25 protein-coding genes are annotated in these 22,438 nt (G+C 68.1%); 16 read left to right on the plus strand and 9 right to left on the minus strand.

Annotated elements, in window-relative coordinates; genetic code table 11:
- The first annotated feature begins 44 nt into the window (after window positions 1–44).
- The gene (locus AMD30_RS11640; RefSeq protein WP_055475741.1) at window positions 45–1,238 is read left to right on the plus strand and encodes a benzoate/H(+) symporter BenE family transporter; all 1,194 of its coding nucleotides are present in this window, start codon (window positions 45–47) and stop codon (window positions 1,236–1,238) included.
- A 61-nt stretch (window positions 1,239–1,299) separates the two neighbouring features.
- On the opposite strand, the gene AMD30_RS11645 is transcribed toward AMD30_RS11640, so the two are convergent.
- From AMD30_RS11645 to AMD30_RS11655, 3 genes are read right to left on the minus strand one after another with little or no spacing between them, the layout of a single operon-like run.
- Window positions 1,300–2,151 carry a polyphosphate kinase 2 family protein gene (locus AMD30_RS11645; protein WP_010842810.1) on the minus strand — a complete coding sequence of 284 codons (852 nt, stop codon included), beginning with the start codon at window positions 2,149–2,151 and terminating at the stop codon, window positions 1,300–1,302.
- A complete protein-coding gene (locus AMD30_RS11650) occupies window positions 2,148–2,987 on the minus strand; it encodes an SDR family NAD(P)-dependent oxidoreductase (RefSeq protein WP_055475742.1) in 840 nt (279 codons plus the stop codon). Before AMD30_RS11650 ends, AMD30_RS11645 begins: the two co-directional genes overlap by 4 nt.
- On the minus strand, window positions 2,987–3,799 hold the full coding sequence (locus AMD30_RS11655; protein ID WP_010842808.1) for a TetR/AcrR family transcriptional regulator: 813 nt from the start codon (window positions 3,797–3,799) through the stop codon (window positions 2,987–2,989). The genes AMD30_RS11650 and AMD30_RS11655 overlap by 1 nt, the downstream gene beginning before the upstream one ends.
- A 41-nt stretch (window positions 3,800–3,840) precedes the next feature.
- Between AMD30_RS11655 and AMD30_RS11660 the strand changes: the two genes are divergently transcribed.
- From AMD30_RS11660 to AMD30_RS11685, 6 genes are all read left to right on the plus strand, one after another.
- Window positions 3,841–5,181, plus strand: a complete 1,341-nt coding sequence (locus tag AMD30_RS11660; protein WP_055475743.1) for a DUF445 domain-containing protein — start codon at window positions 3,841–3,843, stop codon at window positions 5,179–5,181.
- 165 nt (window positions 5,182–5,346) lie between these two features.
- The gene (locus AMD30_RS11665) at window positions 5,347–5,880 is read left to right on the plus strand and encodes a helix-turn-helix domain-containing protein (RefSeq protein ID WP_010842806.1); all 534 of its coding nucleotides are present in this window, start codon (window positions 5,347–5,349) and stop codon (window positions 5,878–5,880) included.
- Window positions 5,881–5,883: 3 nt separating this feature from the next.
- The gene (locus AMD30_RS11670) at window positions 5,884–7,119 is read left to right on the plus strand and encodes a hypothetical protein (protein ID WP_055475744.1); all 1,236 of its coding nucleotides are present in this window, start codon (window positions 5,884–5,886) and stop codon (window positions 7,117–7,119) included.
- Window positions 7,120–7,201: 82 nt separating this feature from the next.
- Window positions 7,202–7,525, plus strand: coding sequence for a DUF2516 family protein (locus tag AMD30_RS11675; RefSeq protein WP_010842804.1), 324 nt, complete (start codon window positions 7,202–7,204; stop codon window positions 7,523–7,525).
- Between the two features lie 5 nt (window positions 7,526–7,530).
- Window positions 7,531–8,394 carry a MerR family transcriptional regulator gene (locus tag AMD30_RS11680; protein WP_055475745.1) on the plus strand — a complete coding sequence of 288 codons (864 nt, stop codon included), beginning with the start codon at window positions 7,531–7,533 and terminating at the stop codon, window positions 8,392–8,394.
- Window positions 8,395–8,452: 58 nt separating this feature from the next.
- A complete protein-coding gene (locus AMD30_RS11685; protein ID WP_055475746.1) occupies window positions 8,453–9,568 on the plus strand; it encodes an alpha/beta fold hydrolase in 1,116 nt (371 codons plus the stop codon).
- A gap of 12 nt (window positions 9,569–9,580) precedes the next feature.
- On the opposite strand, the gene AMD30_RS11690 is transcribed toward AMD30_RS11685, so the two are convergent.
- Complete coding sequence (locus AMD30_RS11690) at window positions 9,581–10,675, minus strand: UDP-N-acetylmuramate dehydrogenase (RefSeq protein WP_055475747.1); 1,095 nt, start codon at window positions 10,673–10,675, stop codon at window positions 9,581–9,583.
- Between the two features lie 38 nt (window positions 10,676–10,713).
- On the opposite strand from AMD30_RS11690, the gene AMD30_RS11695 reads away from it, so the two are divergent.
- The 5 genes from AMD30_RS11695 to AMD30_RS11715 all read left to right on the plus strand — a co-directional run bounded on the left by AMD30_RS11695 (window position 10,714) and on the right by AMD30_RS11715 (window position 14,617).
- A complete protein-coding gene (locus AMD30_RS11695) occupies window positions 10,714–11,220 on the plus strand; it encodes a DUF2505 domain-containing protein (RefSeq protein WP_055475748.1) in 507 nt (168 codons plus the stop codon).
- A 10-nt stretch (window positions 11,221–11,230) separates the two neighbouring features.
- Window positions 11,231–11,743, plus strand: coding sequence for a DUF2505 domain-containing protein (locus AMD30_RS11700; RefSeq protein WP_055475749.1), 513 nt, complete (start codon window positions 11,231–11,233; stop codon window positions 11,741–11,743).
- Window positions 11,744–11,853: 110 nt separating this feature from the next.
- The gene (locus tag AMD30_RS11705; RefSeq protein WP_231632692.1) at window positions 11,854–12,549 is read left to right on the plus strand and encodes a class I SAM-dependent methyltransferase; all 696 of its coding nucleotides are present in this window, start codon (window positions 11,854–11,856) and stop codon (window positions 12,547–12,549) included.
- A gap of 14 nt (window positions 12,550–12,563) precedes the next feature.
- Window positions 12,564–13,439, plus strand: a complete 876-nt coding sequence (locus tag AMD30_RS11710; protein WP_055475751.1) for a carbon-nitrogen hydrolase family protein — start codon at window positions 12,564–12,566, stop codon at window positions 13,437–13,439.
- Entirely contained in the window at window positions 13,436–14,617 is a 1,182-nt protein-coding gene (locus AMD30_RS11715) for a hypothetical protein (RefSeq protein WP_055475752.1), read from the plus strand. The genes AMD30_RS11710 and AMD30_RS11715 overlap by 4 nt, the downstream gene beginning before the upstream one ends.
- A gap of 9 nt (window positions 14,618–14,626) precedes the next feature.
- Here AMD30_RS11715 and AMD30_RS11720 read toward each other — a convergent pair whose 3' ends face one another.
- Window positions 14,627–15,250 carry a hypothetical protein gene (locus AMD30_RS11720; RefSeq protein WP_055475753.1) on the minus strand — a complete coding sequence of 208 codons (624 nt, stop codon included), beginning with the start codon at window positions 15,248–15,250 and terminating at the stop codon, window positions 14,627–14,629.
- Between the two features lie 229 nt (window positions 15,251–15,479).
- On the opposite strand from AMD30_RS11720, the gene AMD30_RS25705 reads away from it, so the two are divergent.
- Window positions 15,480–15,608, plus strand: a complete 129-nt coding sequence (locus AMD30_RS25705; protein WP_264186680.1) for a hypothetical protein — start codon at window positions 15,480–15,482, stop codon at window positions 15,606–15,608.
- 511 nt (window positions 15,609–16,119) lie between these two features.
- Here the strand turns inward: AMD30_RS25705 and purU are convergent.
- Window positions 16,120–17,022: a formyltetrahydrofolate deformylase gene (gene purU, locus AMD30_RS11730; RefSeq protein WP_010842794.1), complete on the minus strand. Its 903-nt coding sequence runs from the start codon at window positions 17,020–17,022 to the stop codon at window positions 16,120–16,122.
- A 27-nt stretch (window positions 17,023–17,049) separates the two neighbouring features.
- On the opposite strand from purU, the gene deoC reads away from it, so the two are divergent.
- Window positions 17,050–17,727, plus strand: a complete 678-nt coding sequence (gene deoC, locus AMD30_RS11735; RefSeq protein ID WP_014925354.1) for a deoxyribose-phosphate aldolase — start codon at window positions 17,050–17,052, stop codon at window positions 17,725–17,727.
- Between the two features lie 33 nt (window positions 17,728–17,760).
- On the opposite strand, the gene AMD30_RS11740 is transcribed toward deoC, so the two are convergent.
- Window positions 17,761–18,744 carry an NAD(P)/FAD-dependent oxidoreductase gene (locus AMD30_RS11740; protein WP_055475755.1) on the minus strand — a complete coding sequence of 328 codons (984 nt, stop codon included), beginning with the start codon at window positions 18,742–18,744 and terminating at the stop codon, window positions 17,761–17,763.
- Entirely contained in the window at window positions 18,741–19,658 is a 918-nt protein-coding gene (locus tag AMD30_RS11745; protein WP_055475756.1) for a class I SAM-dependent methyltransferase, read from the minus strand. The genes AMD30_RS11740 and AMD30_RS11745 overlap by 4 nt, the downstream gene beginning before the upstream one ends.
- A 47-nt stretch (window positions 19,659–19,705) precedes the next feature.
- Here AMD30_RS11745 and AMD30_RS11750 point away from each other — a divergent pair, with 47 nt between their 5' ends.
- Together AMD30_RS11750 and AMD30_RS11755 are read left to right on the plus strand one after the other, a co-directional pair.
- Entirely contained in the window at window positions 19,706–20,317 is a 612-nt protein-coding gene (locus AMD30_RS11750; RefSeq protein WP_055475757.1) for a helix-turn-helix domain-containing protein, read from the plus strand.
- 57 nt (window positions 20,318–20,374) lie between these two features.
- On the plus strand, window positions 20,375–21,631 hold the full coding sequence (locus tag AMD30_RS11755) for a L,D-transpeptidase (RefSeq protein WP_035717420.1): 1,257 nt from the start codon (window positions 20,375–20,377) through the stop codon (window positions 21,629–21,631).
- Between the two features lie 6 nt (window positions 21,632–21,637).
- On the opposite strand, the gene AMD30_RS11760 is transcribed toward AMD30_RS11755, so the two are convergent.
- Window positions 21,638–22,402, minus strand: a complete 765-nt coding sequence (locus tag AMD30_RS11760; protein ID WP_055475758.1) for an SDR family NAD(P)-dependent oxidoreductase — start codon at window positions 22,400–22,402, stop codon at window positions 21,638–21,640.
- Window positions 22,403–22,438: the final 36 nt, after the last annotated feature.

Consider the following 22,438-nt stretch of genomic DNA (forward strand, 5'->3'; position numbering starts at 1 on the left):
GTCGGAGTGTTCTGTTTACGGAACGATACCGTTATGCTCGCGACATGACCAGTGCCGTGCCGTCTACTCGCAGCGAGCCGATCATCGCCGGAGTCGTCACCTCGCTGGTGGGGTTCACCTCCTCCTTCGTCGTGGTGGTCACCGGGTTGCGATCGGTGGGTGCCAGTCCGGCACAGGCCGCGTCGGGTCTGCTCGTCCTGACAGTTTTGTTCGGCCTCGGGTCGATCCTGCTCTCGCTGCGCACGCGCCGGCCGGTGACGCTGGCGTGGTCCACCCCGGGAGCGGCACTTCTCGTGTCGGCGGGTGCGTCCTACGACGCCGGGTGGCCGGCAGCGGTCGGGGCGTTCCTGGTCGTCGGGCTGCTGATCCTGGCGACCGGCCTGGTGCCGGCGCTCGGCGAACTGATCGGCCGGATCCCCACGCCGATCGCCCAGGCGATGCTCGCCGGGGTGCTGCTCACCCTCTGCCTCGCGCCGATGACCTCACTGTCGGCGCAACCGTGGTCGACCATTCCGATCCTCGTCGTCTGGTTGCTGGCGATGCGGTGGCTTCCGCGATGGGCACTGCCGCTGGCACTGGTCACCGCGCTGATCGTGATCGGCGTGAACCTCGTCCTCGACGGTTACGGTGGCTGGGCCGGGGAGTCGTGGTGGCCGCAGCTGACCTGGACCACACCCGCTTTCGACGCCACCGCGATCGTCGGGCTCGCGGTCCCGCTCTACATCGTGACCATGGCCTCACAGAACGTTCCGGGTGTGGCCGTCCTCAAGTCCTTCGGATACGAGACGCCGTGGCGCCCGGCGATGTTCGTGACCGGGGCGGGAACCGTGCTCGGCGCGCCGTTCGGTGGGCACGCGATCAATCTCGCCGCTCTGTCCGCGGCGCTGGCTGCCGGACCCGAGGCGGGCGCCGACAAGACGCGGCGGTGGATCGCCGGCGTGGCCACGGGTTCGACGAGCCTCGTACTCGCGGTGCTGTCGGGTGCGCTGGTGGTCATCACGGCGATCGCGCCGGATGGACTGCTCGAAGCGGTTGCGGGACTTGCGCTGTTGACCACGTTCGTGGCGTCGGTCCTGGGGGCGTTCGAGAAGGCGGAGTTCCGCATGCCGGCGGCGCTGACCTTCGTGACCGCTGCCGCGGGCGTCACTTTCGCCGGGATCGGCGGAGCCTTCTGGGCACTCGTCGTCGGACTGGTGGCGCACGGGGTGCTCGGGCGGCGCGTTGGGCCCCGTCGCTGAAGGGTGTCGAGACCCTCCGAGGCTCGTCGCTATCGCTCCTCGCACCTCAGGGAGCAGAGATTCAGTCGGCGGCAGCGAGTCGCTTCTTCTCGGCCTCGACGTCGAAATCGGCCGGTGGCCAATCGAGATCGAGACGTGTGAGCGCATCGATGAGCAGTTCGCACACCGCGAGACGCGCGAACCATTTGCGGTTCGACGGGATGACGAACCACGGTGCGGAGTCGCGGTCGGTGAGGTCGAAAACCGCCTGATACGCATCGAGGTAGGCATCCCAGTGACCGCGTTCGTCGACGTCGCCGGGGTTGTACTTCCAGTATTTGTCGGGTCGGTCGAGGCGTTGGGCGAGACGGCGCTTCTGCTCGTCCTTGGACACAACGAGACAGCACTTGAGAACGGTGGTCCCGCCGGCGACGAGCTCGGACTCGAACTGGTTGATCAGGTCGTAGCGCTTCTCCCACTCCGACTGCGGAACCAGGTTGTGCACGCGGACCGGGAGGACGTCCTCGTAATGGGACCGGTCGAAGATCCCGATCCGGCCCGCGGGCGGGAGGGCGCGATGGATACGCCACAAGAAGTCGTGCTGGAGTTCCTCTTTCGTTGGCTTGCCGAACCCCCTGATCGACAGGCCCTGCGGGTCCATCATGCCGCCGACGTGACGCACGATGCCGCCCTTGCCGGCCGTGTCCATCCCCTGCAGCACGAGCAGCACCGAGCGATGATCGCCGGCGCGTCCGTTGGCGTACAGCAACTCCTGCAGATCGGCGAGTACCTCTCCGCGCTGCGCGAGGAGCTCTGTGCCGGCCGCCTTGTCGCCGTCGAAGCCGGGCGTCGTCTCGGGGTCGAAGGACGCTATCGGGCCGATCGTCCTGGCGCGCAGGGCCTCGACGGCGGGCGTGGACCAACCGGTGCTCATGACGGCGTCCTCTCGGATTCGGGTTCGGATTCGGGCTCGGACACGGCTTCGACCGGCGGCGGGAACAGCGGTCCACCGCCGAAGGCGGCGCGATGGGAATCCGGCGGCGTGCCGTCGTTGTTCACGATCCCGTATGCCGCACCGAGTTCGGCGGTGACGAGGCTGTGTCCGCTGAGCTCGGGGAGTCCGGGATCGGCGGCGAGCCGGGCGACGACCCGGCCGACGAACTCGGGATCCTCGGCGCGCGCGAGCGAGAAGCCTGCGAACTCGTCGAGGCCGAGCGACAGCAGAAGGTCGGTGCGAATCAGGCCGAGCCACAACGAGATCGCGCTGACGCCGGTTCCCCGTAGTTCGACCGCCATGTCGGCGGCCATCTTGTCCAGACCGGTCTTGCTCATCCCGTACAGGACCGAATGCAGATGACCGCGCGAGCCGAACGACGAGATGTTCACGATGAGCCCGCCGCCGGCCTCGGTCATGATCCTCCCCGCATGCACCGAGGCGACGTAGTGTGCTCGCAGTCCGACGCCGATCAGGGTGTCCCAGTCGTCGACCGGTCTCTTCCAGAACGGTTCGGAGAATCCCCCGAAGCCATTCGGTGCCGCCCACGCGTTGTTGACGAGGAGATCGAGTCGGCCTGCGTCGGTGGTGATCTCGTCGAACACGGCGGCGACCGCGGCGTCGTCGGTGTGATCGCAGGGCAGCGCGCGGGCTCCGTCGGGCCCGGTTCCCTTCCGCGAGGTGACGTACGTCGTCCACCCCTCGTCGACGAGTGCGCGAGCGATTCCGTAGCCGACGCCGCGACTGCCGCCGGTCACGAGAGCGACGCGTGTCATCAGACGGTCGGGGTCCCGGCGGCGGGATCGATGGGCGGGGGATCGAACAGTGCGGGCGGCGCCGCGAGGAACTTCTCCCGCGATCCGTTGACCTGCCACACACCAACGACTGCGCTCCAGACCATCATGGTCAGATAATCCACCACTTCGTCGGCACTGAGGGTGCGATTGGTCATCCACCAGTCGACGACGTGCTGGATGCCGCCGACGAGGGCATGGGACCACAGCTCGGCGCCGGTGGTGTCGGCCCCGCGTTCGGCCATTCGCATCTGGATGCTGCCCATGACCAACTGGGTGACCAGGCGCACCGAGTCGGCGGGCGCGGGCGACGACGTGGGCGAACTGGCCAGCGCGAATCGGTAGAGGTTGGGTTCGTCGTCGACGGCGTGCACGTACACCCCGATGATGGTGTGGGTGAGCGTGTACTCGTCGAGATCGTCGGCGATCGCCTCGGTCAGCCGTGGGTAGATGGTGGTCTCGAAGAAGCGCACCGTCGTCGCGACGCCGAGGTCGCTCTTGTCCGCGAAGTAGCGGTACAGCACGGTCTTGGAGACGCCGATGTGCGCGGCGATCTCGTCCATGCCGACGTCGGCGCCCAGCTCACGCACCGCGGCGATGACGCCGTCGGTGAGTTCGGTGCGTCGCGCGAGCTTGTGTTTCTCCCAGCGCTGTTTGCGGCCGTCCGGTTTGGCGCCGGTCTCGGCGACCGACTCGGTGACAGTGGTCAGGACCTGTTCCAGCCCGCGCGTCACGTTGGCCGCGGCCGCCACTGCTGCGCGCGCGGCTGCGGCGGGATTCGGGCGGTTGGCCATCACGCAGCCAGCGTAGTCGCTCGATGGGTGACACTGGTTCCATGGCATCGACAGTCATCCCGGGAGTAGCCGGTCAGCACGAGGGTCCGCCGGCCAAGGCGTCCTCTCCCGGATTCGGCGAGAACAGCGCCGGGGACGAGAGCAGGCGCAAGGACCTACGCAAGATGAAAGCGGTGGCCACGGGCTTCCTGGTCTTCGCGGCGATCGTGTATCTGTTCACCCGATACCTCGAGCATCGCGACGGCGCCGACGTCGCGGCATGGGTCGGATACGTTCGCGCGGCCTCGGAAGCCGGGATGGTGGGTGCGCTGGCCGACTGGTTCGCGGTGACCGCGCTGTTCCGCCACCCGCTGGGCATCCCGATCCCGCACACCGCGCTGATCCGCAAGAAGAAGGACGACATCGGCGATCAGCTGGGCGGCTTCATCGAAGAGAACTTCATGACGCCCGAGGTCGTGGTCTACCGCGCCGAACAACTCGACCTCCCGCGCCGACTGTCGACGTGGGTGGCGGACCCGCGCAACGCTCCGCGGGTGAGCGGCGAAGCCGCGCGCGCGATCAAGCTCGCCGCCGAGATGCTGCGCGACGAGGACGTCGAACAGCTCATCCAGGCCGCGCTGAAGTGGGCGGCCGAACCGCAGTGGGCGCCCCCCACCGGACGCATCCTCGAACAGCTCATCGCCGAGGACCGTCTGGAGCCGGTGTTCCAGCTTCTGTGTGACCGTGCCCACGAGTGGGCGGTCGGCAGTCAGGACCTCGTCGACCGGGTGGTGGACCGGGACGGGCCCCAGTGGACGCCGAAGTTCGTCAACAACCTGGTGGGCGACCGGATCTATCGCGAACTCGTCGATTTCACCTACAAGGTCCGGGTGGACCCCGATCACGAATTGCGGCGCGCCATGCACGAATTCGTGGAGAAGTTCGCCGACGACCTGCAGAATGATCCCGACATGATCGCCAAGTTCGAGGCTCTCAAGCTCGAACTGGTGGGACGCGACGAGGTGACCGGCGCGGCGTCGACGGCGTGGCAGACCGGCAAGGCCGTGATCGAGGAGATGCTGTCGGACCCGAACAGCACCCTGCGGAACACGTTGTCGGACTCGATCATCCAACTCGCGGAGCGAATCCGCGACGACCGTCCGCTGCAGGAGAAGATGAACGGCTGGGTCGCGAGGGTCGCACATCACGTCGCCGCGAACTACTCGCAGGAGATCATCTCGGTCATCACCGAGACCGTGCGTGGCTGGGATGCCGACGACACCAGTCGCAAGATCGAGCTCCAGGTCGGCCGGGACCTGCAGTTCATCCGCATCAACGGCACCGTCGTCGGTGCACTGGCCGGGCTCGTCATCTACTCCGCATCGGTGCTGATCTTCTCGTGACGTCTGGCTCGGCGGAACCGCCCCCGGTGGCGGTGCCGGACAGTTTGCTGTGTGCTTGCACGGGTTAGCAGTCGTGTTGATACTGGGGAACGGGCCGAAAGTCGGACACATCGCCGAACGCCCCGACCGACGACACCGGGGCAGGTCCAGGAGAACGGAGCGTTGATGCAGCCCGAGAAGGACGAAGCGTCTCTCGACGCGGACGACGCCTCGGTCGCAGACGCGGGCACGAGCTCCGGCGGCGCGGTCGAATCACCCACCACCGCAGACGGTCCCGGCTCGGGAGCCGAGGAGGACGACACCGACGGGACGACCCCGATCGCGGTCGAGGCGGTGGAGGCCGTGGCCAACGCGGCCCAGGACATCGGTGCCTTCATCCGGTCCCAGCGGGTCGCCGGCAAGGTCTCGCTACGCCAGCTCGCCGAGCGGGCGGGAGTGAGCAATCCGTACCTCAGTCAGATCGAGCGCGGATTGCGGAAACCGTCGGCGGATGTGCTCGCTCAGATCGCCAAGGGTCTGCGGGTCTCCGCGGAGGTCCTGTATGTCCGGGCGGGGATTCTCGAAGAACGCCCCGCGAGCCCGGTCCGCGATGCTCTGATCGCAGATGATTCCATCAACGAACGCCAGAAGCAGATGTTGCTGGAGATCTATGAGTCATTCCGTAAAGAGAACACGATCGAGTCGACCGGCAAGGAGTAGTTGATGAGCGAGAACCCGTTGACCACAGCCGTGGGGCAGGTGGCTGCTCTGCTCGCAGACGTGCGCGAGCGCGGCGAGGCCGCGAGCGAGCAGGCGCAATCGAAGCTCGTCGAGACGGTCGGTTCCACTCAGGCGAAGGTCGCCGACGCCCAGTCGAGGCTTGCCGAGACCGTCGGTTCGACACAGTCGAAGCTCGTCGAGACCGTGGGCTCCACACAGTCGAAGCTCGAGGCGCGGCTGACCGGGTCGAAGGACGACGCGCAGGCACGGATCGACGAGGCGCTCGCGACGGCGCTGGCCCTGTTCGAGGAGGCGCGGACCAAGCTGTCGGCGTTACCGGTCGAGTTGCCGGCGGAGATCGAGGACTTGCGGGCGCGTTTCTCGCCGGAGGAACTGCGCAAGGTGGCCGAGGCGTACCTGGCGGTGGCCGCGGGACTGTTGACCGCCTTGTCGGAACGACGCGACGAGGCCGTGGAGAAGCTCAAGGCGCAACCCCTCGTCGGTGAGAATCTCCCGAAGCTCGAGAAGGTGTACAACGACGCCGTCGGTCTCACCGAAGACGCGCTGGGGACCATCTCCGGGCAGACACGGGCGGTCGGCGAACGCGCTCTGAAGCTCGCCAACCGCACCGATGGCGGCGACGCCGAGTCCCCGGCGAGCATCGCGCGGTCCGGCAAGTCGGGGCCGGGTGTACCCGACGTCCTCTCGCCGGAGGCCGCGGCGAAGGTCGAGCAGAACAAGGCGGCCGTCGACACGGCGGCGGTGGACTCGGCTCCCGAGCCGCCGGCCACGACCCAGCCGGCATCGAAGTCGGCGCCCCGGAAGACGGCACCCCAGAAGGCGGCACCCGAGAAGGCCGCACCCGAGAACGCCGCCGCGAAGAAGGCACCCGCGAAGAAGGCGCCTGCGAAGGCCGCCACCAAGAAGGCCGCTGCCGTCCGAGGTGCGGCCGAACGGGCCGCCACCAAGAAGACGGCGGGGGCCAAGAAGGCCGCGGGAGCCACCAAGGCCCCGGCAAAGAAGGCAACGGCGGCCGAGAAAGCCCCGGCCGAGAAGGCCGCGGCCAAGAAGGCCCCGGCGAAGAAGACCCCGGCAACGAAGACCGCGGCGAAGAAGACCCCGGCAACGACGACTGCGGCAAAGAAGACTGCGGCAAAGAAGACTGCGACGAAGACCGCGGCGAAGAAGGCCCCGGCCAAGAAGGCCCCCGCGAAGAAGGCCTCGCCCGGCGCCGACTGACCCGCTCCGGGTGACGGTCGACGGGCCGGGTGACCGCTCCGCGTCGTAGGGTGTCGCAGCAAATCGGACTCGCGCGACTACAGTGTTCGACGTGGACTTCTTCAGCGTATTGGCATACGGCCAGAGTCTGATCATGTTGACCCTGACGCTGGTCGCGGGAATCGCCTCGACCGTCGCGCTGATCCATGCGGCCATCCAACGGCCCGACGCCTTCCCGGCGGTGGACCGGCAGACCAAGGTCATCTGGGTGTCGATCCTCGCCGCCGCGACCCTGTTCATCTGGTTCTTCGGGGCGGTGAACTTCCTGGGCATCATCGGCGTGGTCGCGATGCTCGTCTACCTCGTCGACGTGCGCAAACGAGTCGACGACGTCCAGGGCAAGTCCTGGTTCAGCAAAAGGGCCTGACTCACGTGGCGGAATATCGGATCAACGACCTGGCGGAGGCGTCCGGGGTCAGCGTTCGCAACATCCGGGTCTATCAGGACCGCGGACTGCTTCCGCCTCCGACCATCCGCGGTCGCGCCGGTTGGTACTCGGACCAGCACCTCGTCCGGCTGAACCTCATCTCGCGCATGCTCGAGCGCGGCTACACCTTCGCCACCATCAGTGAGCTCCTGCACGCGGCGCATCACGGCATGCGGGTCGAGCAGATCCTCCGCGGCACGCCGAAGGGCGGGCGGTTCCGCAACTTCAAGCGCGCCGCGACGATCACCATCACCGAGCTGCGCAAGACGCTGAACGCCAGCGACCGGTCGATCGCCCTCAGCCAGAAGCTCGGGCTGCTGGCGAAGGACGGTGCGCACTACGCCATCCGCAACCCGGAGCTGCTCGAGGGTGCCGAGATCCTGGTCAAGAGCGGAGTCGACATCGACGTCCTGCTCGACCGGTGGGTACGCGTCCAGGAAGATCTGGAGGACGTCGCCACCAGCTTCGTCTCGATCATCACCGACAAGTACTTCGACGAGAACCTCCCCGACCTGGGGGAGGCCGGGGTCAGCGAGATGGCCGACCTGATCCAGACCGTCCGGCCCATCGCCCACGAGATCGTCGAGACCACCTTCCGCAAGGCGCTCGACGAGCAGATCTCCAAGGCCATCGGTGAGGCGGCGACCTACTTCGACGCCGAGGTGCCCGCGCCGATCGTGTCCGACACGAGTGAGTCCGACGCGGGTGTGTTCGATACGGGTGGGTCCGACGACGAGCAGTCGGAGCCGGCACAGCCGAACTATGAGACAACGGACATTGGTACATTGAATCCCGAGACGGGGCGCTGACCGAATTCGGTGCCTCGCAGAGGACCGATGAGGGTCCTTCCCAGGTGAGGAGTGCCGCGTGAACACGAAGTCATTGGCCAGTGCCGGCGGTGTCGCCACCGCGATCGGAGCGGGCGCGGTCGCGGTGGGGATCGGGACCATCTTCACGCGGCTCGCGCGCGAAGCCCTACACGCCGACGTCGCCGTCGACGACGGCCCGGACGACCTCCTGACCCGGCCCGACAACCCGCCGAAGCGCGTCGAGGTCCGGACCGCCGACGGGACGCGGCTCAATGTCGAGGTCTACGGGGACTCGGACGACCCGGCCGCGAACGACACCGGTGACGTCATCGTGATGGTCCACGGCTGGACCTGCAACACCGCCTACTGGTACCCGCAGATCAATCACCTCGCCGCGTCGGAAGGCGGCTCCCGGCGTGTCGTCACCTACGACCAGCGCGGTCACGGCCGCAGCGAGCGTGGTCGTCGCCGACCGACCATCGCGATGCTCGGCGAGGATCTCGACGCGGTGCTCGAGGCCGCGGTGCCCGACGACCGTCGCGCGATTCTGGTGGGCCACAGCATGGGCGGGATGACCATCATGTCGTGGGCCGCCCAGAATCCCGAGAAGGTCGGATCACGGGTGTCGTCGGTGGTGCTGGTGTCGACCGCGGCCAAGGCGGTCATGGACAACCACCTGCTGATCCCGGTCGACCTGCCGGTCTACGCCAAGCCGTTCGCGCCGGCGGCCGCGAAGATGATCACCTCGGTCCCGGTGCCCATTCCCAAGACGTCATACGGCGTGCGCTTCTCGCACTACATCGCGCTGGGGCCGAATGCCCGCCGGGCGCACGTCGAGTTCGTGGACGAGATGATCGGGGCGTGCCCACCGCGCGCCCGCGCCGGCTGGGGATCGGCGATGGGAAAGCTCGACGTCACCGCCGGACTGGCAGCACTGTCGGTGCCCACCACCGTCGTCGTCGGCACGGAGGATCGCCTCACCCCACGACTGCACGCCGAGCAGATGGCAGACGTGCTGCGGCGCAACGGATCTCTGCGCGAGCTCGTGGTGTACGAGGGTGTCGGTCACATGTCGAGCATCGAAGCCACCGAACGGTTCAACGACCTCCTCGACGACGTCGTCGCCGAGAGCAGCCGGGACACCGAGGAGCGCAAGGACGTCCAGTCGGTCTGACGAATTGCCGGGTCAGAGACTGCAGTTGACCAGAACGGGCTCCGGCCGCAGCGTCACCCCGAACGCCTCGGCGACCCCGTCGCGCACCTCGCGCGCCAGGTCGAGGAGCTGCGTGGTGGTCGCCGCGCCCCGATTGGTCAGTGCCAGAGTGTGTTTGGTCGACAATCGGACCGCGGCGTCTGGGCCCGGGTATCCGCGGTGGAACCCGGCGCGTTCGATCAGCCACCCCGCCGACAGTTTGACCGCCGGATCGGTGTCGTCGGAACCGGCGGGATAGGTCGGGATCGCGACATCGTCGCCGACGCGCGCCGCGATTCGTTCGAGTACCGCCGGGGTGTCCTCGCCGGGCACGATCGGGTTCGTGAAAAACGAACCAGCACTCCAGGTGTCGAAGTCGGCCGGGTCGAGCACCATGCCTTTGCCCGCGCGCAGTTCGAGGACGGCCGAGCGGACCGCGGCCGCATCGACGCGGTCGTCCGGTTCGACGCCCACGCGGGTGGCGAGTTCGCGGTAGCGGATCGGCTGGCTCGCGCGATTCTCGTTGAGCCAGAACGACACCGCGACCACCACGAAGTCGTGGCGGTGCTTGAGATTGCTGGTTCGATAGCCCAGGCCCAGTTCGGCGGGGGAGACCCACCGCAGGTTGCCGGAGCGTCGGTCCAGAACCTGAACGGACCGCAGGATGTCGGCCACCTCGACGCCGTAGGCGCCGACGTTCTGTACCGGGGTCGCTCCTGCGGCGCCGGGGATTCCGGACAGGCACTCCAGTCCGCCATGGCCCGCGTCGATCGTCGCGGCGACCAGTTCGTCCCAGCCCACCCCGGCGTCGGCGACGACGTGCGCGCGGCCCGATTCGCGGCCGGAGCCGAACTCGATGCGACCGCTCGCGAGCACGACCGCGGTCCCGTCGAACCCGGCGTCGCCGATGACGAGGTTCGAGCCGCCACCGACCACGAGGACCGGCTCGGAGCGTTCGTCGAGGTCGAGGATGGTCTCCACGATGGTGCGGGTGTCCTCGCACCGGAGGATCTCGCGCGCCGGGCCGCCCAGACGCAGGGTGGTCAGCTCGGCGAGGGGCGCGCTCAGCGGCGCCTGCGTGTCGGTCACGTCCTCAACGTTAACCGGCGAGCGGTAGCGTTCTCATCATGGCGAGCAAGCTGCAGCACACGGTGTCCTATCCCTTTTCCACCGCGCGCCTGTGGGCGATCTACACCACCGAGAAGTACTGGCACGACCTCGTCGAGCGCATGAACTCCGGACACGGTCACGTCGAGAAGGTGACCATTGCCGGGGACACGGTGACGGTGGAGATCCAGCAGGGCATCCCCGCGGACAAGCTGCCCTCCGCGGTCACCAAGGTGATGCCGGGCGACCTGCGGATTCCGCGCAAGAACACATATCGCCTGGTCGACGACCGCATCGAGGGCGAGACGCATGCGACGGTCGACGGAGCTCCGGTGCCGGTCGACGTCACCGGGACGACGCTGACGACCGGTGATCCGGCGACCACCGACAACAAGGCCGAGGTGTCGGTGAACCTCCCGCTGTTCGGCGGGAAGATCGAGAAGGCGGTGGTCAGCGAGCTGTCGGCGCTGCTCGACGCCGAGCGCGGACACACCGTCGAGTGGGAGAGCGAAAATCCGCTGACGTAGCCTGGTCTGCATGGCACGACGGCTCAGCTACTCCGCTCGGTACGCACAGTCCGCGGAGAAGCTCTACCAGGCCCAGAGCATCAAGCAGTACTGGGACGACATGATGGCAGGCTTCCAGATGATCTCCCCACACTGCGAGGTCGACTCCTTCGTCTCCGACGAGACGGGTATTCGGGTGGTCCTCAAGCAGACCATCGGGCGAGATCAGCTACCCGCGCTCGCCCAGACGGTGATGAAGAAGGACATGATCATCACCCGCGAGGAGACGCTGGGTCCGTTCGACCCGGACAACACCAAGGGCACCTACAACGCGTCGATCCCGGCGGGTCCGGGCAGCCTCAACGGCTGGCAGGAGCTGTTCCCGACCGACAACGGCGGCTGCACGATCCGCCGGACCAGTGAGGCGAAGGTCTTCGTCCCGTTCGTCAACGGCAAGCTCGAGCAGATGATCCTGATCAACCTCGTCGACCTCTTCCGTGCCGAGGCCGAGTACGCCAAGGACTGGGTCGACAAGAACTTGTGAGCAGGCCCGGTCTCGGCCGAACACCCAGATCACACCGAACTCCCAGACCACAGGGACGCGTCACCCGGGGCACGACGAACATCAACCGGCTCCGGCGCGTGGACCGATGGATGGCCCACTCGCCGCTGGTGCGGTCGGCGCTGGACACCCCGCGTCCCCTGGTCGTCGATCTCGGTTATGGTGCGCGTCCGGACACGACCGTCGAGATGGCCGTGCGCCTGCGTCGGGTGGCTCCGCAGCTGGAGATGGTCGGACTCGAGATCGACCCCGAACGTGTCGTCGAGCCACGCGCGGGTGTCCGGTTCGCGGTCGGCGGATTCGAGTTGGGGGGCCTGCGCCCGCACGTGGTGCGCGCGTTCAACGTCTTGCGGCAGTACGACGAGAACGAGGTCGACGACGCGTGGGCGCGGATGCGCTCCGCGCTCGCTCCGGGCGGTGTCATCGTCGAGGGCACGTGTGACGAGATCGGCCGACGGTGCAGCTGGTTATTGCTCGACGCCGATGGTCCGGTGAGCCTGACCCTCAGCTGGGCGCCGGAGCATTCGGACCGTCCGTCGGATCTGGCCGCGCGGCTGCCCAAGGCGCTGATCCACCACAACGTCCCGGGTGAGCGGATCCACTCCCTGCTGACCCTGGCCGATCAGTGCTGGGACGTCGCCGCACCGCTGGCGCCGTACGGTCCGCGCACGCGGTGGCGTCGAGCGCTCGGTCTGCTGCGCGAGCGCGGGATCGACTGCGAGGTACCGCGGCGCCGCCTGTCGGACAACGTCCTCACGGTTCCGTGGGAGGAAGTCGCGCCCCGGTAGATAGTCTGGCCGCTATGCGTGTGGCGATGGCCCAGATCAGTTCGACCGACGACCCGGGTGCCAACCTGGCGACGTTGCGTTCGGCCACCGAGGACGCGGCGTCGCGCGGCGCCGAACTCGTCGTGTTCCCGGAGGCCACGATGTGCCGCTTCGGGGTGCCGCTGAAGCCGGTGGCCGAGGACCTCGACGGTCCGTGGGCGCGCGGGGTGTCCGAGGTCGCCGCGGCGTCCGGAGTCACGGTGGTGGCCGGGATGTTCACCCCGTCCGGTGACGGCCGCGTCCGCAACACCGTCGTCGTCGCGCATCCCGACGGAACGCGTCTCGGATACGACAAGATCCACCTCTACGACGCATTCGGTTTCACCGAGTCGAAGAACGTCGCGCCGGGTTCTCAGCCGCTGACGTTCCAGGTCGGAGACGTCACCGTCGGCGTCGCCACCTGCTACGACATCCGGTTCCCGGCGCTGTTCACCCATCTCGCACGGTTGGGCGCCCAGGTGATCGTGGTGCCCACGTCGTGGGGCGCCGGTCCGGGCAAGCTGCGCCAGTGGGAGGTGCTCTCCTCGGCTCGGGCGCTGGATTCGACGACCTTCGTGGTGGCCGTCGACCAGGCGTTTCCCACCGATGAGGACGCCGCGTCGTCGAGTGCGCCCACCGGAATCGGACACAGCCAAATCACAGACCCATTCGGTACGTTGGTCGCCGCGTATCCGGATAGCATCCGGGTGGACGTGCACGACCTCGACCTAGCGCTGGTCGAGAAGGCCCGTACACAACTGGCAGTCCTCGCCAACGAGCGGCCCCTGCCGGTCGGCGGTGGAACGGACAACGACGTGACGCCGGCCCACGCGCGGCTCCGCGAGTCAGACGACCCAGGACGGAACCCATGAGCGACACCAACAGGCCCCGCCCCGATTCCTCACCCGGGGATCCAGACGAGACCGGAACGCCCGATCCGCGTGCCGGTGAGTCCGCTCATCCCGATCCCGCGAGCGGTCAGCCGGCCCCGGCCGGACAGGGCGGCGAATGGCGGCCGGTGCCCGGCGCGGGGCACGGCGAGCCCCCGGCGACCGAACAGTTCGCGACCGAACCGATCGTCCCGGGTGCGCAGGCCTACTCCGCCATCCCCCCGTCCGACGGGGACACGTCGGGCCTCGGCGGCACCAAGCCGCCGACGTCTCAGTTCCCGCCCGGGGAGGACCCGTACGGGCCCCCCGGCACCGCGTCGGGACCGATTCCCCCGGGGTCTGCCGACCCCAGCGGCAGCGGCCCGGTCCTCACCTCGCCGCGCAAGAAGCGGAGCACCGGCAAGATCGTGGCCTTCAGCCTCGTCGGGGTGCTGCTGCTGGTCGTCATCGGCGCGGTCGGAAGCGAGCTGTACCTGCGCAACAAGGTCACCGACTGTCTCGAAGAGTCCTTCAGCGGACTCACCGGCGTGCCGACCGAGGTCTCGCTGAGCCGCAAGCCGATCATCCTGCAGGGCAGCGGAGACATCCCGTTCGTCCAGGTCGACACCGATGACAGTGCCGGGGGCGTCCGTCTGCACATGCGCGCCGACGGCATCTCCGGCACCGAGAACTCCACCGACATCCGCAGTCTCAACGGGACGGGCTTCATCCCCTACGAGCGGATCGTCGAACTGAGCAAGGAGCAGGCCGCGGGCGCCGGGCAGAGCACCGGTACCGGAGCGGGTGGGGTCGGCGCGGTCGAGCAGATCACCGGCAATGCGGCCGACGGCACCTTCGAGGTGCAGGCCGCCTTCCCGGTCATGGTCTTCCAGGTGCCGGTGTCGGCGACGATCAAGCCGGTCCTGAACGACGGCCGGGTCGACTTCGAGGTCGTGAAGGCCAGCGCCCTGGTCTTCGGCATCCCGCCGGACTTCGCGCAGCAGATCGTCGACCAGATCACGACGTCGTCGCTCGGCCCGTTCTTCGACGAGGTGCAGGTCGACTCGCTGAAGGTCACCGACACCGGGCTCGAGTTCGGGATCAGCGGCTCGGACGTGCAGCTGACGAGTGAGATGACCGGCACGTCGTCGCAGGGACAGTCGGGCGGCTGCTCGGTCTGACCGGCGGACCTAGACCGTCTCCGGCGGGTCGACCTTCAGGAACCAGACCGTCGGACCGTCGGTGAGGGTGAACTCGTCGTAGACCCGCCCACCCCATCTGCGCGCATACACCTCGATCATGTGCTCGTCGGCCGTACTGGCGGTGACCGGCGAGCCGGCGTCGAGAGCCTGCTGCAGAACCGGGTCGAGCAGTGCTCCGAGTGTGCCGTGCCTGCGATGGTCCGGGTGGACCAGCGCGAAGACGATGCTGTGTGCGCCGTCGACAGAGCGGGCGCGGGATTTCTGCTGGAGTTCTCGAAATCGTGTGATGAATCCGTCGAGGGCGATGACGAAATGCCGTGAACGGGCCGCCAGTTCGTCATCGACCGGTTGCGTCCGGTGATCGGGGCCGGCGACCGCGAGGAGAGCGGTCATTTCTCCGGCCGGCGTGAACATTCCCCGGGCGCCCGGCAGATGGTCGGTGAAGAGAATGTCGCCGTACCACCGGAATGCCTCGGCCGGGGCATCGTCGCCCAATAGCCATCGATAGACCGGGACCTCCTGCATTCCCGCCGCGAGAAGGTTGAGTGCGAGCGGGCGGTCGGCGGCCGTCAATGACCGTGATCTGATCCCGGCCGCGTGAATGCTGACCATTGGTCCATGCCACCATGAAATTCCCGCGAATGTATCCAGTCGGGACAACTCTGAGGTCGGTGGCGCGAGATTCACGTTTTGTTTAGATCCTCATTCGAGAATTCAAACCAAGAATTATTCATATCGCAGGACGATTCCGTGATGGGTCTGTAACGTCGCACCCGAGTCGTGTGACCAGGTGAGACGCGCGACCGACACCGGACATCTCACCATCATCGAGGAGGCGGATATGGCAGGCATAGTCGAGGGCGGTCTAGCGGGTGCGATCGGAGGTGCGGTCGAGGCGATCATCGGCGGGCTCGGCGACGCGGGTTCGATCGGCGGCGGTTCGCTCGGTGGCAGCGATTCGGAGACCTGAGCAGACGAATTCCGGTTCAGCGGTTGGTGACGCGCGGCGGCACCAGCCGCTGAACTCTTTTTGGGTCCATTCAAGTCGGACGACACGTCGTTCGACGTTGCATTATCGCTGCATTGTCTGAATTCGATGTTTCGATTTATTCTGATTCCAAATCCGCTGCCGTACCCTCTCAGCTGGTAATTCGAGATATTCCCCGCCCGATTCATCCGTTTACGAGTGATGAGATCACGATGAGGGGCAGACATTCCCGAAATGAATATGTAACGTCGGATTCGAGCCGACGCACGGGTGAGAGCGGACGGTGATCAACGAACAATCTCACCGATGACGAAGGGAGTAGACATGGCTGACGTAATCGAGGGTGGCATCTCCGGCGCTATCGAGGAGATCCTCGGCAACGTGCTCACCGGTTCGCTCGGCGGCGAGGAAGAGCCCACTACCTGAGTGCCCGGAACATACTTGGAACCGCCCCGCGACTCGAGTCGCGGGGCGTTTCGCTGTGTCGGGGACCTCAGGTGAAGACGACGGTCTTGCGTCCGTGGACCAGAACACGATCCTCGAGGTGCCACCGCAGGCCGCGGCTGAGCACCAGGGTCTCGATGTCGCGGCCCTGGCGGACCATGTCGGCGACCGAGTCGCTGTGGTCGACGCGGATGACGTCCTGTTCGATGATGGGGCCGGCGTCGAGGTCGGCGGTGACGTAATGGCAGGTGGCGCCGATCAGCTTCACCCCGCGCGCGAAGGCCTGATGGTAGGGCCGGGCGCCGATGAAGCTGGGCAGGAAGCTGTGGTGGATGTTGAGGGCGCGGCCGGCCCAGGCATCACACAACTGCGGCGGCAGGATCTGCATGAAGCGCGCCAGCACGACTGCGTCGGGTTCGTAGCCCTCGACGATCCGGCCCACCTCGGCAAAGGCCTCGGCCTTGCGTTCGCCCCCGAACGGCACGTGGTGGAACGGGACGCCGAAACGGGTGGCCAGGTCCTCCAATTCGCGATGGTTGCCGACGACGGCCCGGATCGCTGCCGGGAGTTCGCCTCGGTGAGCGCGGCCGAGAAGGTCGATGAGGCAATGGCTCTCCTTGCTCACCAGCAGGACCACGGACTTGGTCTCCCGCGAATCGGTGAGGTGCCAATCGGTCTCGGGCCCGAGTTCGGCGGCGACCTCCGAGGCGAAGCGCGCGCGCAGTTCCTCCGCGGTCGACGACACCGAATCCGCGCGAATCGCCTGACGGGTGAAGAACCAGCCGGTCTCCTCGTCGGAGTGGTAGGCCGCCTCGGTGATCCAGCCGCCGACGTCGGTGAGGAAGGTCGAGATCCGGGCCACGATGCCGGTGCGGTCGGGGCAGCCGAGCGTCAGCACATAGCGGTGCTCGGTCTGATCTGCCTGGGTCTGGGTCGTCTGTCCGGGGGCCACGACAGTCAGTGTGCCAAGCTCGTCGGTGTGACGAACAAGGACCTGCGCCGCGGCGACGTCGCCGCCATCATCGACCACACGTTGCTGAAGCCGGAGGCGACCCGCGCCGACGCGGAGGCCACGGTTGCCGACGCCGCGCGGCTCGGGGTGTTCGCCGTCTGCCTGTCGCCGTCGATGCTCCCGATCGACACCGGGGAACTGCGGACCTGCGTCGTGGCCGGGTTCCCGTCGGGAAAGCACCATTCGCTGGTCAAGGCGGCCGAGGCGCGTCTGGCCGTCGACTCCGGTGCGGACGAGGTCGACATGGTGATCGATGTCGGGGCGGCCGTCGACGGTCGGTTCGACGAGGTGTTCGCCGACGTCCTCACCGTCCGTGAGGCCGTCGGGGACGACACCCTCCTGAAGGTGATCATCGAATCGGCTGCGCTGTTGGAACTCGCCGGACCGGAGACCGTCACCGAGGTGTGCCGCCGCGCCGAACGGGCCGGTGCGTCGATGGTGAAGACGTCGACCGGGTTCCATCCGGCGGGCGGTGCGAGCGTCGAGGCGGTGCAACTGATGCGGGCCGCGGTGAGCGATCGCATGGGGGTGAAGGCGAGTGGCGGAATCCGGACCGCCGCATTCGCCGCCGAGCTCATCGCGGCCGGTGCGACCCGGCTCGGTCTGTCCGCGTCGGCCGCCGTACTCGACGGTTTCCCCGAATAGGCGGCCGACGACGCCCGGCACGGTGGTCGTCCGTCACGCCGGGGCGGAGGCCTTGGCGTGGAGGTCGGCCATCACCAGTCCGGCGTTGACCGCGGCACCGGCGGAGACGCCCTCACCCATGGCCACGGTCACCATCGCATTCATCGTGGTGGTGTTGCCGACCGCCCACACGCCCGGCAGCTCGGTCTCACCCATCGGGCCGGTCCCGACCACGCCGCCCATGCCCATCGGGCCGTCGACGAGGCTGCCACCGAGGCGCTCGTACAGTTCACCGCGGACCACGAACCTCGGTGAGACGACCACCGCGTCGGCCTCGACCACGGTGCCATCGGTCAGGCGGACGCCGTCGAGGCGGGTCGCCCCGTCCCGCTCCCGCGTCCGGACGCGTTCGACGCGGGCGTCCACGACGTCGATGCCGGTGGCCGCGAGATGCTCACGATCGTCCGCCGACAAGGCGGCAGGGTCATGCGCGATCACCGTGACATGCTCGCTGAGCTGGCGGAACATGAGCGCCTGATGCGCCGACATCGGGCTCGTCGCGATCTGGACGATCCGGGTCCCGCGCACCTCGTAGCCGTGGCAGTACGGACAGTGCAGCACGTCGTGACCCCACAGTTCGGCGACCCCGGGGAGGTCGGGGAGTTCGTCGACCAGCCCGGTCGCCAGGATGAGGCGGCGCGCCGCGACGACCTCGCCCGAGGAGAGACGCAGCGTGAAGTCGTCGATGGCGCCGGCGGCGTCGACGACGGTGTCCGACCGGATCTCGGCCCCGTACCCGGTCGCCTCCGCGCGCCCGCGGGCGAGCAGGTCGAGGGGCGAGGTCCCGTCTTGCCCCAGCACGTTGTGGGCTCCGGCGGCGGGTGCATTGCGCGGTTGGCCCGCGTCGATGACCACGACCTTGCGCAAGGACCGCGCCAGGATCGTCGCGGCACTGAGGCCGGCAGCTCCGCCGCCGACGATGGCGACGTCGTATCTGCTTGTGGTGGAGTACTTCCCGGTTGTGACGGGGGTGGTCATCGTTGCTCGCTCTCGGGAGTGGGGATTGCGGTGGTGCGCGGGCGGGCGATCCAGAGGAGCCGCCCGGCGGACAGGGTCAGGTCGTCGAGACGACGCTGTGCGTCGGAGTCGGAATCGTCGGTCAGGTCATCGAGGCGGGTCAGGTCGGCGGGGTCGAGGGTCTCGGCCAAGCGCAGCCGGAACTGGGTGAACCAGTGCCGTGCGTACCGCGCCACCGACTGGCCGGGATCGCTGCGCTCGACCCGGAGGGTCTCGACACGGAGCACGTCGTACCCGGCGGCGTCGAACGCGTCGGTCCAGTCCACGAGCGCCTCCCATCCGGCTTCGGTCGCCGCGGTCTCGCAGCGCTCCTGCAGGGCACGCAGCTCGGTGTCCTCGTGGGCGGGAAGGAAGCGCGGGACGCCTGCCATCTCGGTGATCACGACGATCCCGTCCGGGGCGAGCGTGGTCGCGGCCTCCCGCAACAGGCGTTGCGGATCGGCGACGTGGTGCAGCGACATGGCCGCCCAGACGACGTCCGGTGACCCCAGGGGCGGTAGCCCGTCGTCCAGATCGGCGACGACGGCGGTCACCCGACCGGCGAAACCGCCCGCTCGCGCACGACGTTCGACGAGCGCGACCATGTCGGGCGAACCGTCGACGGCGATGATCTGCGCCTGCGGGAAATGGCGCGCGAGCGCCTCGGTGCCGGTCCCGGTGCCGGCTCCCAGATCGGCGATGCGCGCGGGCGCGTGTGTCGACGACTCCTCGATCAGCCGCGCTGCGTCCTCCAGATAATCGGCCATGAGTTCGGCGTCGAGGTCGAGGACAGCGGCGAGCCGGGCGTGGTCGGCGTGGTCGTGGATGTGATCGCCGGCGTGGCCCGCGTGCGCGTGACGGTCGCCGACCGGGTGGTGATGGTGGGTGCTGGTCATGTCTTCACGGTAGCGGCGTCATGCCCCGATGGCATACTATCTTGCCAATGACGCAAGAACTCGATGCTGTCGTCCGCCAGCGCATTCGCGGACTCCGGATCGCGAGGGGCTGGACACTCGATGCCCTCGCCGCCCGGTGCTACCTGTCGCCGTCCACCCTCAGCCGGATCGAGACCGGGCACCGGCGGGTGGCGCTCGACCAGCTCGTGCCGATCGCCCGCGCGCTGGGCACGACCCTGGATCAGCTGGTCGAACCCGCCGATGACACCGATGTAGTGATCCGGCCCCAGCCGCACACGGTGGAGGGGATGACGATGTGGCTGCTCTCGCGGGAGAACGCGCCGCAGGGCGTGACCGTCGCCAAGATGCGCTTCGACCGTGAGCAACCCGTCGGTGAGCTGCGTGTTCACCCCGGCTACGAGTGGTTCACGGTGTTGTCGGGAACGGTGAAGCTGTGGCTGGGTGACCGCACCGTCCTCGTACCCGAGGGCGACGCCGCGGAGTTCTCGACGATGATCCCGCACGCGATCTGCTCGTACGAGGGTCCGGTGGAGGTGCTGTCGATGATGGACCATGCCGGCGAGCGGGCCCACCTGCCGTCCGTGCGGACCGGTACCGCGGCGCGCGACGACGACGCCGCGGGCGCCCCGGACGCCTGACCCCGCGGCCCGCACACCACCGATGCGAGGCGCCGCATCGGTACTGTTGTTGCAGTGATGACTCCTCAGACCTCGGTGAACCGACGCTCCGTGCTCGCCGCGGCCGGGGTCGGCGCGCTCGGGGTCGCGGTGGCGGCCTGCTCGGGCTCCGGCCTCGGCCCCGGTGAGGACACGCCGGCCGATCCCCCGGTCCGCCTGACCTTCACCCCCGCCCTCGACGCCGAACCGGCCGGCCCGACGACCGAGTTCTCGGTGAAGGCCACCGACGGGTTCCTCAATCCCGACGTGAAACTGACCAACCCACGCGGAGTCGTGGTGAAGGGGCAGCTGTCGGCGGACCGGACGAGCTACACGATCGGCGAGCCGCTCGGCTACGGCACCGAATACACCTGGAGCGGAACGGCGGTGGGTCTCGATCGCAAGGTCGTGCCGGTCGCCGGGACGTTCACCACCCTGACACCGTCGAGTCAGGTGAACGTCGTCGTCAACATCGGCGACGGGCAGGAGGTCGGCATCGCGGCGCCGATCATCCTGAAGTTCGACGGCACGGTCGAGGACAAGGAGGCCGTCGAACGTGCGCTGACGGTCACCACCACTCCGCCGACCGAGGGGTCGTGGGCGTGGCTCGGCGAGGACAACGGCTCCCGCGTGCACTGGCGGCCGCGCGAGTACTTCGCCCCCGGCACCAAGGTCAGCATGGTCGCCAAGCTCTACGGGCTCGACCACGGCGGCGGGGCCTACGGGGCGGCCGATGTGACCAGTGATTTCTCCATCGGGCGCGCGCAGGTGGTGAAGGCCGAGGAGTCCTCGCACCGGATCGTCGTGCTCCGCGACGGCGTCGAGCTGATGGCCCTGCCGTGCAGTTACGGCGGCGGCGATCTCGACCGCAACGTCACCCGCTCCGGCATCCACGTGGTGACCGAGAAGTACGAAGAGTTCTTCATGAGCAACCCGGCCGCGGGCTACTTCAACATCAGGGAACGCTGGGCCGTGCGGATCTCCAACAACGGCGAGTTCATCCACGCCAACCCCGCGACCGTGAACGTCCAGGGTTCGGCCAACGTCACCAACGGGTGCATCAACCTGTCCGAGTCCGACGCCGAACGCTACTTCGGGGTCGCGGTGTACGGCGACCCGGTGGAGGTCACCGGGACACGGATCGCGTTGTCGGAGGCCGACGGCGACATCTACGACTGGATCTACGACTGGGAGACGTGGCAGGGGATGTCCGCCGTCAAGGGTGAGGTCCGGGAGACCTCGGTCCCTGCGACGCCGAGCGGGGCGCCCACCTCGAATGCGCCGGCGCCGCGCTGACCGCAACTACCCCGTCTTGATGTTCCTCCGGGCGGAGGCCTGGTCGCGCGGCTTGAGGATGATCTGATCCAGATTGACGTGGGGCGGGCGGGACGCGACGAACCCGATGACCTCGGCCACGTCCTCGGCGACCAGCGGCGTGAGCCCCGCGTAGACCGCGTCGGCGCGTTCCCGATCGCCCTCGAAACGGACGAGTGAGAAGTCGGTCTCGACCATGCCCGGGGCGATCTCGGTGAGCCGTACCGGCTTCCCGAGGAGTTCATAGCGCAGCGTCCGGTGGGCGACGCCCTGGGCGTGTTTCGCCGACGTGTACCCGGCGCCGTTGTCGTAGGCCTCGAACGCCGCGATCGACGTGACCGAGACGATCAGTCCGTCACCCGAGGCGACGAGTGAGGGGAGCAGGGCCTTGGTGACCCGCAGGCTGCCCAGGACGTTGGTCTCCCACATCCAGCGCCAGTCGTCGAGGTCGGCGGTCGCGACCGGGTCCAGGCCCTTCGCGCCGCCGGCGTTGTTCACGAGCACGTTCACCGTGTCGAGCCCGGCGACGAACGCCGCGACGGACTCGTCGTCGGTGACGTCGAGTTGTCTTCCCGTGCCACCGATCTCGTCGGCGAGTGCCGTCACCCGATCGAGCCGGCGGGCGCCGAGCACCACGTGGTAACCCTGCGTGGCGAGCTGCCGCGCGGTGGCCGCGCCGATACCCGAACTCGCGCCGGTGACCACGGCGATCGGTCGGCTGTCCGTCGACTGAGAGGCAGTGTCGGTGCTCATGGGCTCAACCTTACGGATGCCCGCAAGTCCGCCGCG

The organism is Gordonia sp. HS-NH1, assembly GCF_001418765.1.
Lineage (GTDB): Bacteria > Actinomycetota > Actinomycetes > Mycobacteriales > Mycobacteriaceae > Gordonia.